The organism is Methanosarcina barkeri MS (assembly GCF_000970025.1).
Lineage (GTDB): Archaea > Halobacteriota > Methanosarcinia > Methanosarcinales > Methanosarcinaceae > Methanosarcina > Methanosarcina barkeri.
The window spans coordinates 4,401,344-4,413,678 of sequence record NZ_CP009528.1; the positions used below are offsets into that span (position 1 = coordinate 4,401,344).

Below are 12,335 nucleotides of genomic sequence, written 5' to 3' on the forward strand. Positions count from 1 at the left end.
CTTGATTTTTTATGAATTTATATCCTATTTAATTTCATTAAATCTTGTGGGAGTTCTTGTATTCTGGCAGGCACTCCAATTGCAAGTTTCCAAGCAGGCACATTTTTTGTCACAAGTGCTCCCCCTGCAACCATTGCTCCTTCCCCAATTTCAACATCGGGAAGTAGGGTGGCATTTGCACCTATAGACGCACCTTTTCTCAAGAAAGGACCCTTCAATTCGTATTTCTTTCGAATAGGATATTTATCGTTGGCCAGAACAGCACAAGGCCCAATAAATACATTATCCTCGATAATAACATTGGTTGGAATGTAGACATTTCCCTGGATGCTTACATTATTTCCTATTCTCACATGCCCATCTATAATGACATTGGTTCCAATGAGAACATTATTTCCAATTTCCGTATTTTCTCTAATCATTACGTTATGCCCGGTTTTGAAGTTTTTTCCGGTTTTTACGTTGGAAAATATCGTTGATCCAGCCCGTATTATTGAATCCGAACCTATGGTACACCCTGGAAAATCAAAGTTTTCAATTTCGATGTTCTGCTTCAGGATTTCCATAAGGATCCTGTGTTCAGGGTATCCTAAAATCACATTTTCCATTATTACTGTGTCTTTCCCAATTACAGAAGTTCCGTATATCTTAGAAGAATTGTGAATTTTAAATTCAGTCGAGTTCATTGTTCCCCCCGTTCGTCTGGTTTTTCTTAGCCAGATAAACTTTCTGTAGGAGCATAAAAACATCTACTTACTTTTTGCAGTTTTACATAGCTTTTCATTTCATAGTTTTTCATTATTATGTTCCCGATACTCGGGATAATTCAAACTCTCAGGACAAAACCCAAGAATTAGTATTACTTTTCTAGATCCATCTCTTCGATTTTCCTAACTAGTCTTAAATTTTAGTTTAGAGGGTCCTTTAATTATTTAATGATTTGGTTTATTTTTCTACGTTTCTTTTCTATTTTTTTCAAGAATTATTCAATTTATATTTTGCGTTTATAGCTTTACAATGTAATTTTTTAATTTTATTCTTTTGATTGCGAACTCAAATTCACAGTACTTTCGTTATTTATTAAGGTAACCTCCTACTTTTTTCCAAAATTCGAGTTTAATTCTCCTTCTCTTGATGTTTATCAATGGTATGAGGAGGATTTTTATATCTTATCGCGTATTTGTTCCTGTAATATACTAATTAACTCGAGGAGTGCCGACTACGCTTACAAGTTTAATCACGTCTAACTCCGTTTCTTCAGGTGCGCTCTCAGTAACCACCGTAACACCGGGAATTCCTGAAGGCGCATCTGTGGCTGCGGCAGTTTTACTTATATTGCTTTTGCTCAGGGACTTTCTCCCTGCATCGAAACACTGGGAAAGTACGGTAAAGGTTTCTTTGAATATGGGAATTATTCCACTGATGTTTTCCTTTGGTGCAATCATTCTCTTTAAGGTTGTCGCACTATTTTAATGGTTTTTCAGAGGGCTGCCGTCTAAGTGTCCGCCCCTATTTCCATCTCAGCAGAGTTGCAGCTCTGCAGTGCACTGCCCTTTTTGCTACATTCTGCTTCGCTCATGAGGGCTAAATTATGAGCAAATAACAGTAATTTTGTCTAAAGAGGTAATTTCTGGCAAAATAACACTTTTTTAAGACAGACTGTTGTAATTGACTCCGTTCGGTTGAAGTGGGCAATATCAATTATACTAGTGTCATGGTAATCTACTCATTGAGCATGATCCTTGATAGCTTCTTATCAACATATAATGATTTACAGTTATCACGTGACAATAACTAAATTTTCAAGACACTAAGGCAATTAATGAGTTTCATTTACTTTTTTGTTCTGGCAGAATACAGTTTATACCTAAACTCTCTGGTTAATTTTAAAAAATGTAAAAAACACGAAAAGAATAGAGAACTGCTAATATTACCTACTAATAGCTACTCTACTCTGTATTTCTATTGAGTCAATCCCAAAACTAATTTTATCCTTAAATTAGTAAAATTTCAAAATTATTTTCGTGATCAGAAGATCTGTTACTTATTGTAGATATGGGATTCAGAAAAATCATTTTGAGTTTTGGGATCAGCTCATTATATAGAAACCTGAGTGAGTTTTTCCTGATTATATAATCGAGAGTAAGTCCAGAAAAGAAGTTCCCCTATATTGAAGCTTTTGCCTTTGGCTTAATTCCATTTGATCGAGCCCCTTTTTCTTTTTTGGAATACACTAGTGGACGTAAAAGTTTAAAGGAGAAGAGGAAGAATCCCGAAAAAGAATACATTCATAAATCCATGAATTAATGCAACCAACGGCAGACTTCGGGTTCCATAAAATAAGTAGCCTATAACAGCACCTACTAAGGTTATGTAAAATATTTCGTAAATGCTTCCATATCCTGAATGCATTAACCCGAATAAAATACTTGTAATTATCAGCGCTTCCCTGCCGCCTAATACTATTTCTAACCGGGTCTGCAGGATAGAACGGAAAATCATCTCCTCTATAGGGCTCACAAGAAAGACCATAATTATGGTGAGATTTATGAGGTTAAGGATTGAAAGATCCTGAATAAGAGGATTTTTTCCGACTATGATATATTCTCCTACTCCTAATAAAAAGCCCATGAATATTGATAATGGAATATATATTCCTATTTTTTTGGAAGTTATCCCAAGCTGCGCGGGAGTAAACTCCTGACTAATGGCCGCAATGCTTACAGGAATTGCCAGAAGACAGTATATGAAAATAAGGTTGTAAAGTTTTTCTTCATAGAAAAGAGGCATTGAAAAATCTACCAGACGCAGGATCGGCAGAAGGAGAAAACTCTGATAGGTTTTCTGAATGTCCTTGTTTTTTATATATATTATGGAAAAGGAAAGCCCAAGCAGAACTAATGCATGTATTTCCATGCCCTGGAGTCTCCTCCCCGAATATATCATCAGTTCCGCAAGGGCAATAGCTACAATCGGAATTGCTAGATAAACCCATTTATTTTCGATCACAGGTGTTTTTTCCTTCAGATTCTCAGACATATTCGTTTTTATGCCTTCCGGAGTCTCCACATTAGGACTCTCAAATGCTACCATCCTCACACCTCCTCTCCAACATTTATCCAGAGGCGCAGATCTTTGTAGGGTATATTCTTTTCAGTTTCATTGAAAAGCAGGAACTCAAGCTTCATATTCTTGCCTTCAACTGAAGGTGTAACCTCAAGAGGCTCTACCAGGGTCTTATTATTGGCAATTTTAATATGCTGCAGATTTTCCGGAAGAGGCAGCGATTGATTTTTAAGCCTTACTTCCATTGTATAGTCCATTGTTCGGTGCTCATTATTTGTAATTCCTATAAAGTAGGTCCCACTTTCTCCCTGTATGTAATCTGTTTTATAGTTGTTAGCCGTCCCATTGGGACCAAGAATATAGAACTCCGTATATGGCTCTTTGTCCTGAGGCACAAGAATGACATAAACTCCGGTTACCATCAAAATAAGGAAAGAAAGAGCTAGAATCATCCGGAGGTTTTTCTCTGTTTTAGATTCCGGCTCTCCCATTATTCCTGATAGCAGAGTATGGGCAAGAGCTCGGAAAGGTACCTCAAATTTCCTGTCTGCAGGTAAATAGTTTCTTCTAACGTATGCTGTTGCCAGCATGATCAGGGTAAATATGGAGACACTCGTAATGAGAGGCATCTCCTTGATTCCCCAGGAGGTATAACTGAGTGCAAACCCTATCAAAGACACAACTGAGACGCTCATTGCAACAGAAAGAGCTATCCTTTCCATCCCTTCAAGTCCGTTTTTTTCCGGAAAAAGCATGGCTATGAGAGCGTACCCTGGAAGGAAAAGTATCAGGGGTAGACCAATAGCTGTGCGAATAAGACTTCCGCTAAGTACAGGAATTAGTACAAAAATATCCATAAGAATTACAAGGCCTGCTACTAACAACAGGTCAGATGGGAACTTCTGGTTTCCGGCCATATAACTCCTCATAAAAAGTATGTTTTTTAGCTTCCCAGCCTTTTCGTTATTCGGGCTAATCTGCCAATTTCTCTGTTCCCTTATGAGGTTTTTCGGAAACCTTCCGATTTCCTCTTACCGGCTGTTTTAGTCTTCAATCACGAAGAGTTACGCCGGAAAGGCGAAAGCTGTCCGAGCTTTAATCCCGGTTTTCTTCTAATTTAGCAGAATATATTTCCTGAATTATATTCGTTTTCAAGAATGTTTTAACCCGATCTACTCAATTACCTAGTTGTATAAAATATCTTTCCCTTTTTCCTGAATTGTATTTAAAATACTTTTCCCTTTATTTCTATTTCCTTGAAAGAAGTTTTAGCCTTTTAACCATTCATCTTCTTAATTTTTTAAACGTATTTCCAAAGTTGAGCCTGCAGAATTTGAGTCCGCAGGGTTGTAAACGTTGACATATAACAAGGAAGTATTTGAGTTCTTATATCTGTGTAATTTTTTATTTTATTAGTAATCGATTTTAATAATTAATTGATGCCTTTTAAGCTATTATATCGGAGAAAAAGTGTCTAATATGAGTTTAACTATTTTTTGTAATTGGAATTACTGATTAATTATTTTTCGTGTCTAAATGCTTATATAGCTCGTATATTAAAACAGATACAGGTCTTGTATTAAATGCTGTGACTCACTTACGGAGTATTTATGTTCCTTCTTTTGGGTAAAAAGAGGAGAACAATTTCCCTAACTGATTCTCTGTAAATGTAGCCGTAAAAGACCTTTTGAAACCCTCTAAAAATTGTGGAGCGATGACTCTGAAAAATATATTTGCAGAATTTGGAATTTTCACTGATTTTTCTCTAATAAACCACGTAAACCACGTTATCACGGAGACTTCTCACCTTTATCTTCAAAGAGGTAGATGATTGCATATGGCCATTACGATTGCAGCCATGCCTGCTTATAACGAAGCCCATGCCATTGCAGATGTTATCAAGGGTTGCAAAAAATACGTCGACAGAGTAGTAGTTGTAGATGACGGAAGCACCGATAATACTGTCGATATCGCCGAATCTCTTGGCGCCTATGTAGTTCGTCACGAGACAAATAAGGGATATGGAGCAGCCCTAAAGAATTGCTTTGAAACCGCCCGTAAGCTCGATGCAAATGCTATGGTCATAATCGACTCTGATGGTCAACATGACCCCTCCGAAATTCCCAAGCTCCTTGAACCCTTGAAAAATGGGTTTGATCTGGTAATCGGCTCAAGATTTGTCAATGGCAATGGTAAAAATGTCCCTATTTATCGTAAATTCGGGATGAAAGTTCTTGATATCGCAACCTATATTGCAGGCGGTCTGAATGTAACGGATTCACAAAGCGGCTTTCGAGCTTATGGAAAAAAAGCTATTGAAAAAATAAATTTGAATGGCACAGATATGTCTGCAGGCTCTGAAATTCTGATTCAGGCCAAAGATTATAAATTGAAGTTTACTGAAGTGGAAATCCATTGCAGATATGATCTTGAGGACTGCTCAAGTGAGAATCCTTTCATACATGGTCCTAGAGTCCTGTTCCGCATCCTTAAAGATATGGAGTACAGACGGCCTTTGTATTATTTTTCAGTTCCTGGCCTGATTATGACGTCTACAGGCTTTCTTATGGGATTAATATTTTTACAGGATTTTCTTCAGGGAGGATCCCTGCGCTTTGGGCCTACACTCTTAATGGTTATGCTGACAGTTATAGGAGCTTTCATGGTGTTTACCGGAATAATACTACATGCCATCTCAAGAATGATATTTTTAAACGAGCATATTCGAAAACAGTAATGTCAAAACGGGGCCAATTTGTATGAAATACCCTTTCGTTTCAGTAGTAGTAGGTATTCGTAATGAAGAAAAATTTATTGAAGAATGTATTGAGTCACTTCTTAATCTAGATTACCAAAAAGATTCCTACGAGATTATTATCGTTGATGGCATGTCCACTGACAAAACGCGAGATATTGTACAAAAATATCCTGTCAAACTTCTTTTGAACAAAAAAAAGAATGTTGCTGCGGCAAGAAACCTTGGTGTGGAGAATGCCAGGGGAGAGCTTGTCGCGTTTACTGACGGAGACTGTAAGGTAGATCCTCAGTGGTTGAAAACTCTTGTCCATGAAATGCAAGCTTCTCCAGATGATGTTGTGTGTTTTGGAGGCCCTAACCTAATCTTTGACACTGATCCTGTATTTGGCAGGGTGGTGGGATATGCTCAGGAATCTTTCTTGGGGTCTGGAGGTTCGGCTCAGTCCAAAAACTCCACAAAAAAGCATTATGTCATCTCTCTTCCGAACTGCAATGCAATGTACAAGAAAGCTGCAATTAAGGAAGTTGGAGGTTTTGATGAGCGGTTTGTGGTGGGTCAGGACGGAGACCTGAACTACAGAATCGGTAAGAAGGGTAACAAATTTTTGTATATCCCGAATGCACAGGTCCTGCACCATAGAAGAGGAACTCCAAAGTCCTTTTCCGTAAGGATGTTTAAGTACGGTATGTGGATGGCAGAACTATTCAAGAAGCATGGAGAATTTGTCCGTTGGTATGCTTTTTTGCCTTCGATTGCCGTCTTGTCGGCAGTCATTTTGCTTATCGCGTCTATCAAATATTCCACTCCAGGCCTGCTTCTTCTTGCACTCGTGACCGTGTACTTTATTCTTGTCTTTATTACCTCAATCCAGGTTACCTATAAAATGAAATCAAAATACGGTCTTTTTGCCCTTTTTATTATTCCTGTGCAACACGTTGCTTATGGGCTAGGATTTTTGTACAGCTTTACAAATTCTCCTTTGATCTCAAAAGTCCGTTCCTGTTCAGATATCTAATAATCACAAACTATGTCATTTGTTTAAAAAGAAACCGAAACACTTGAATACATGGGAAGCTTTTCAGGGCAAAATCTTCTTAATCAATAAAGCCCTGATGAACTCTCACTGATTTTCAAACACAGAAGTTTGGATGCCGGGTTTGTTAAATTTATTATATGATTGCTTAAGGTCATGGAGATAGTATGTTCGGATTAAGTAAAGAAGCAGGACACGGATTAGATAATGACCGTCTAATGAGGTTAATTTCTTTTCTGTTTCCGTTAGCTATAATCTTCGCAGTAATATTCACTTTCTTATGGATGTTTGCAACCGGAAAGTTCGGTTATGCACTTCGGGGACTATTTACAGGAATACCTGCAGTACTTTCCTGTCTTTTCATACTGTTCATTTACAAAAAAGATGTAAGTTTGCACGATATAGATATCTTTTCATCATTGAGTACAAAATCCCTTACGTACCTTTTCGGGATATTTTATATTGGGTCCCTAGTTGTACTTTTGCTGTCTCCGGGAAGCAGACCTCTGTACTATTTCCTCTTTATTTTAGGACTTTATCTGTCTGTATTCTTCCAAATTTTCTCTAAAGACGTAAACCCTTCCCTGATTCTAGCGGAATCTGTCTTAATCGCGGGTAATTTAATTTTCAGTGTGACTTTAAATTATGATTTTTATGTCGGTACCACAGACATTCTGCCCCATATATTTATTTCGGAAGTTACCGCACTGACCGGAAAAATAATTCCGACTTCCTTAAGTGATTATGCTTATTTTCCTCTTTATCATGTGTTTATTGCAGAAGCTTCTGAAATCTTGAAAATAAGCGTAAAGAATTCACTTTTTCTGGTAACTGCGCCTGTCTATGTAATAACCATAATTTTCCTTTATTACCTTTTTAATTACATAACAAACAACAGGCAGATCTCACTCCTCTCATGCTTACTCTTTTCCGTAAGTTCGACCGTACTCTATTATGGTACAAATGTAATCACCCGCACAATGGCATTCATAATGTTCGTTGTATTATTGTACCTGATTTATAGTGTCAATTTCAAAAATGATAAACTATCCTTAAAAACCCTCTCAGTAATTGTTGCAGTTTTTTTAACTTTAGTTCACAATGTATCCCTTCCACAGCTCGTTCTATTACTGATAATTCTTCTTGCATCGGAATATGTGATAGGGAATAACAACTATATCAGTAAACCCTTCTTTATACTGCTTAACGTCATTTTTGCCGCTTACTGGTTCTTCGTCGCATACGTGTTTGTACAGAGGAGCCTGGCTCCCCGTTTGCAGAGCCAATTTTTGGATTCTATAGTTCTAACTACCGGAGGTTCAGAAGTTCTTCAGGAAAGCTTGACTGATTTAGCAGGACTTCTGGATAAATCAGTATTTTTATTTTTTGCATTGATAGGAATAGGTTTTCTCCTGAAAAATTACAAGAAAAATTATGCTGCCGTATTAGGGTTATTTGCTCTGTTAACTCTTATATTTTATATCCCCAATCCCCTCAATACTATCTGGCAATTCAAAGTCCTCTTCAGAGTTGATCGGTTTATGCTTTTCGTCAGTCCCTTTATGGCCTTTGTAATGGGATACGGATTGTATATATTCTGGAATTATATGACTAAGTATTCGTCTAAGAAATCGAACTCTGCTCTCTTAGTGATCTTATTGTTCTCTATTTTTGTTTTAGTCTCCTCGGTCTACAGTATTTCAGATTCGGGCTGTCTTGGTCAAGAAGCAAAACACGAGTACTTTACTTCCGAAGAGTTAAGCGGCTTTAATCATATTTTCAAGTATGTTCCTGTCAATTCCTCAACTAAGTCGGTATACACCGATTATTACGCTTCAAGGTTCTTTTATGTCCCGCTGATTCCTTCAAAATCTGCGGAATTGAATATCTCATCTTATGATAATTACAGAATCGGTAATGTAAATAAACTCCCTGAATACAAAGGTTATATAGTTCTCAGAACCGGAGAGTTTCTCAGGAGTGGACTATACTTTGGAAGTGAGGAAAGCACCTTGAAAGATACTGCTAACTATTTCTATCAGGGACTGCCCAAAAACGAGCTTGAGCTAGAAAGTACCCTCAAAGGTCTTGACAAAATATATTCAAATCCATCGACAGACATTTATATTCCACATCAGGGATTAAATAGCCCCTGAAATTTATTTTTAGGAAATTTATATTTAAAGATGACTTTTTGTCCGGTACTCATTTTACTTCTAGATGAAATGATGCAGCAGGCATGTACATAAGTAAAAGCTTTTACGAGTTTATCTGCTATTCTGTGGATTTGACGGTCTGTGATTTACAGCAGGGATAAGAAATTAAAAAAGTAAGCTTAAGGGGACTCGGACTTATTTCGAAGCGTTCTCTAAAAGCTCTGAGTATATATCCACAGTCTTTTTTGCATGAGCTTCCCAGGTCAGTCCTCTCTGAATTATGCTTTTACGCCCGAGCTTCCCCATGTTTTCTCTCTGGCTTTTATTCTCAAGCAGTTTATTAATTTTTCTGGATAATTCTCCAGGATTTTTTGCTGGTACTAGATACCCTGTTTCCCCATCAACCATAAGTTCAGGTATCCCACCAACATCGGTTGCTACAACCGGGACCTCACAGGCAAGGGCTTCGAGTATTACATTTGGTCTACCTTCAGAAAGAGACGGCAATACGAGGATATCCGAAGCTGAGATCCAGAGTGGGATGTCCTCATGGTTTACAGGTCCAGTGAATCTAATGTGATCTACAATTTTTAGCTCTTGTGCTCTTTTTTCCAGACCTTTTCTCAGGCCATCGTCCCTGCCTACCATAAAAAGATCGGTGTTCGTGTCCACAAAATCCCTTGCAGCTTCAATCAGGTAGTCCACACCTTTTATTTTTCTAAGGGCTCCAACAAATAGGACGATATTCTTATCTTGCGGCAAGTTTAATAGATTCCTTGCATGTGCTTTTCCTGCAGGTTTGAACTTTACGGTGTCAACACCATTTGGAACCACATGGACCTTCTCTTCGTTTATTCCCAGATTTACGATGTGGAGCTTGAGATCCTCGCTGACAGAAAGAATCCTATCTGCAAAATTCATTGCCTCTATAATCTGCTTTGATGTATAGGAACCTTCATAAGCGACTTTTCTTTCAATTGTCCCAAGTGCACTTATTACGAGAGGAACTCTCCATTTCTTCGCAAGTTTCATCATCCCATATCCATCAGGATATGAAAAGTGTGCGTGGATCAGGTCTGGCTCTGGCTTTATATTTTTGATTGCGTATTTGAAAATGAAGTGAGAGTACGAAAACCCTGTTACAGGATAAAAATATTTTTTGGGGACAGCATATATATAACGTGGATAGTGAAGGTCGTATTTTTCGGTATGCTCAATCCGCGGCAGTTTAAAAAAGTTATGATATGGAAGTGCGGAAAAGGGAAAGACGAAGGGTTTTGGAGAGATAACAGTAACATCTACGCCCTGGTTCGCAATTGAGTCTATACTCTGTTTTATGAATGTCCCAAGTTGAGGGTAATACCTGTTAGGAAATTCCTGACATGCTTCCAGTACTTTCATAATCTTTTGCTCGTTTTCACTTCGGATGCATCAAAAGCAGACAGAGGAGAGAATTAATCCTATAAATACTTCTCTGCAAAATGTATTAAATTCTTGTCCATGGATTTTATACTAAACCCTCGTCCTTAAACTGGAAAAAATAATAAAAAAAGCTATGGGATAAACTAATTAACTACCTTTCCCATTCTGGTAACCAGCTACTATGTTTAAAAAAGTAAATAATATTTTCCTGGTTTATTACGGTTCTTTCAATGCTAAATCAGGTTCGAATATCCACATTCTTGAACTTCTAAGAAATTTAAAAAAATATACTGATATAGTCCTGTTTGCACCCGGACAGAAGAGTGTAGACCGTACTCTTCCAGGGATAAAATGCGTGCCTGTAATAGACAATAAATATCTTGTACAGCCCTCTTACGAATTCATGCTTTCCTTTTACCTTCTTTATTCTTGTATAAGAAATCGGCCTGACGTGCTCTATCTTCGCCAGAATTCTTTTCCGTTCTTTCCCATATTTCTATGCAAAATTTTAAAAATTCCTTCAATAGTAGAAGTCAATGGGATAGTTATGGATGAGTTAAAAGTCGATCCAAATTCACAGTCTTTTGCGTATAGAGTTTTCTCTCATCTTGCACTCCGGTCTGAGAACTTTAATTACAAGCATTGCGACAGAATTGTTTCTGTCACGGATAAGCTCAGGGATGAACTCGTGAGACTATACTCTGTTCCTGAGAGTAAAATCTATGTTATTAACAATGGGGCAAATACCGATGTATTCAAGCCCCTTGGTTTAGAACAGACAAGAAAAAAACTGCGGCTTGAAAACTCAAAAAAGTACGTATGCTTTGTAGGGAATCTTGCAGCCTGGCAAGGAGTTGAATTTCTCATCCATGCTTCTCCTTTAATTCTGGAGAAATGTCCTGATACTCATTTCCTTATTGTCGGGGACGGAGTTATGAAGGATAAATTGATGGAAATAGCTTCCAAGTTAGAGCTTTCGGATAAATTTACTTTCACCGGAAGAATCCCCTACGAACAAGTTCCTCTCTACATTAACGCGGCCGATGTTTGCGTTGCTCCTTTCATCAATGAAAGAAACTCAAAAATAGGACTTTCAGCGTTGAAAACTTATGAGTACCTTGCCTGTGGGAAGCCGATTGTGGCAAGTGGTATTTCAGGAGTCAAAGATTTAATTGAAGCCTCAGATGGCGGAATTTCCGTAACTCCAGAAGATCCTGAACAACTTGCTACTGCTGTAGTCAGATTACTTCTCGATGAAAATACCCGAGCTCTTATGGGAGAGAAAGGCCGAAGATATGTCGTTGAGAATCACAGCTGGGATGGAGTTGCAAGAAAGATACTGGACATATGCAACGATATCATTTAATTAACTTTAATAACTTATAAAAAAAGTCTACAGTTTTATTCATGGCTGCATTTCATAACACAAACGCGGCTGAGAAAGTACTTATTAAATCTTACAGTATTTTCCGGCTTGAGTAGACTACCAATCTACAATCCTTTAATTCATATAACCATTTTTTTGCAAAATTTTGTCAAAATGTGTGTAATAACTCATAAATTAATAAATTTTTTTAGTAGATACTGCCAAATTTCGTGACTGTGTATAATGTTACTACACAAATATCTATATAACAGAAATAATTATAAATTTTGTTTTGATTAATACTAAATGATTTCGATGTTAAAACAAGGATTAGGAATCTTTTTATTGATAAGTTGTCTTATCCTTGAAGACGTTATTATATATTTACTCTTTACGCTTTCAGAAATTAATTTGGGTATATAAAGCCTCCAAATTCTTAAAGAATCTAATATTTGCAATATCTTGCCCAATATATCCGAAAATATGTATAAATTTATTCAAATTATTAGCAAATTAATATAAATTTTTAAGAGG

The 12,335-nt window shown here is 37.3% G+C and carries 9 protein-coding genes; 5 read left to right on the forward strand and 4 right to left on the reverse strand.

Features of this window, described 5'->3' with window-relative positions; genetic code table 11:
* Positions 1 to 17 precede the first annotated feature (17 nt).
* Complete coding sequence (locus MSBRM_RS18065) at positions 18 to 686, reverse strand: acyltransferase (protein WP_048122469.1); 669 nt, start codon at positions 684 to 686, stop codon at positions 18 to 20.
* 526 nt (positions 687 to 1,212) lie between these two features.
* Here MSBRM_RS18065 and MSBRM_RS20930 point away from each other — a divergent pair.
* Positions 1,213 to 1,473 (forward strand): hypothetical protein, encoded by a 261-nt coding sequence (locus MSBRM_RS20930; protein ID WP_230668978.1) that lies wholly within the window; start codon positions 1,213 to 1,215, stop codon positions 1,471 to 1,473.
* A 777-nt stretch (positions 1,474 to 2,250) separates the two neighbouring features.
* On the opposite strand, the gene MSBRM_RS18075 is transcribed toward MSBRM_RS20930, so the two are convergent.
* Both MSBRM_RS18075 and MSBRM_RS18080 read right to left on the reverse strand, forming a co-directional pair.
* Entirely contained in the window at positions 2,251 to 3,093 is an 843-nt protein-coding gene (locus MSBRM_RS18075) for a CPBP family intramembrane glutamic endopeptidase (RefSeq protein ID WP_048122473.1), read from the reverse strand.
* A gap of 2 nt (positions 3,094 to 3,095) precedes the next feature.
* Positions 3,096 to 3,983, reverse strand: coding sequence for a DUF1616 domain-containing protein (locus MSBRM_RS18080; protein ID WP_048122474.1), 888 nt, complete (start codon positions 3,981 to 3,983; stop codon positions 3,096 to 3,098).
* Positions 3,984 to 4,903: 920 nt separating this feature from the next.
* Here MSBRM_RS18080 and MSBRM_RS18085 point away from each other — a divergent pair.
* From MSBRM_RS18085 to MSBRM_RS18095, 3 genes are all read left to right on the forward strand, one after another.
* Positions 4,904 to 5,803 carry a glycosyltransferase family 2 protein gene (locus MSBRM_RS18085; protein WP_048122476.1) on the forward strand — a complete coding sequence of 300 codons (900 nt, stop codon included), beginning with the start codon at positions 4,904 to 4,906 and terminating at the stop codon, positions 5,801 to 5,803.
* Between the two features lie 22 nt (positions 5,804 to 5,825).
* Entirely contained in the window at positions 5,826 to 6,839 is a 1,014-nt protein-coding gene (locus tag MSBRM_RS18090) for a glycosyltransferase family 2 protein (RefSeq protein WP_048156574.1), read from the forward strand.
* Between the two features lie 185 nt (positions 6,840 to 7,024).
* Positions 7,025 to 9,013: a hypothetical protein gene (locus MSBRM_RS18095; protein ID WP_048122480.1), complete on the forward strand. Its 1,989-nt coding sequence runs from the start codon at positions 7,025 to 7,027 to the stop codon at positions 9,011 to 9,013.
* Between the two features lie 195 nt (positions 9,014 to 9,208).
* Here MSBRM_RS18095 and MSBRM_RS18100 read toward each other — a convergent pair whose 3' ends face one another.
* The gene (locus MSBRM_RS18100) at positions 9,209 to 10,414 is read right to left on the reverse strand and encodes a glycosyltransferase (RefSeq protein ID WP_048122488.1); all 1,206 of its coding nucleotides are present in this window, start codon (positions 10,412 to 10,414) and stop codon (positions 9,209 to 9,211) included.
* A gap of 202 nt (positions 10,415 to 10,616) precedes the next feature.
* Here MSBRM_RS18100 and MSBRM_RS18105 point away from each other — a divergent pair, with 202 nt between their 5' ends.
* Entirely contained in the window at positions 10,617 to 11,801 is a 1,185-nt protein-coding gene (locus tag MSBRM_RS18105) for a glycosyltransferase family 4 protein (RefSeq protein ID WP_048122490.1), read from the forward strand.
* Positions 11,802 to 12,335: the final 534 nt, after the last annotated feature.

What these genes read in the sequence shown, in the direction of transcription:
- MSBRM_RS18105 (WP_048122490.1), top strand. Translation starts at nt 10,617, where the DNA reads ATGTTTAAAAAAGTAAATAATATTTTCCTGGTTTATTACGGTTCTTTC.
- MSBRM_RS18100 (WP_048122488.1), bottom strand. Translation starts at nt 10,414, where the DNA reads ATGAAAGTACTGGAAGCATGTCAGGAATTTCCTAACAGGTATTACCCT.
- MSBRM_RS18075 (WP_048122473.1), bottom strand. Translation starts at nt 3,093, where the DNA reads ATGGTAGCATTTGAGAGTCCTAATGTGGAGACTCCGGAAGGCATAAAA.
- MSBRM_RS18080 (WP_048122474.1), bottom strand. Translation starts at nt 3,983, where the DNA reads ATGGCCGGAAACCAGAAGTTCCCATCTGACCTGTTGTTAGTAGCAGGC.
- MSBRM_RS18090 (WP_048156574.1), top strand. Translation starts at nt 5,826, where the DNA reads ATGAAATACCCTTTCGTTTCAGTAGTAGTAGGTATTCGTAATGAAGAA.
- MSBRM_RS18085 (WP_048122476.1), top strand. Translation starts at nt 4,904, where the DNA reads ATGGCCATTACGATTGCAGCCATGCCTGCTTATAACGAAGCCCATGCC.
- MSBRM_RS18095 (WP_048122480.1), top strand. Translation starts at nt 7,025, where the DNA reads ATGTTCGGATTAAGTAAAGAAGCAGGACACGGATTAGATAATGACCGT.
- MSBRM_RS18065 (WP_048122469.1), bottom strand. Translation starts at nt 686, where the DNA reads ATGAACTCGACTGAATTTAAAATTCACAATTCTTCTAAGATATACGGA.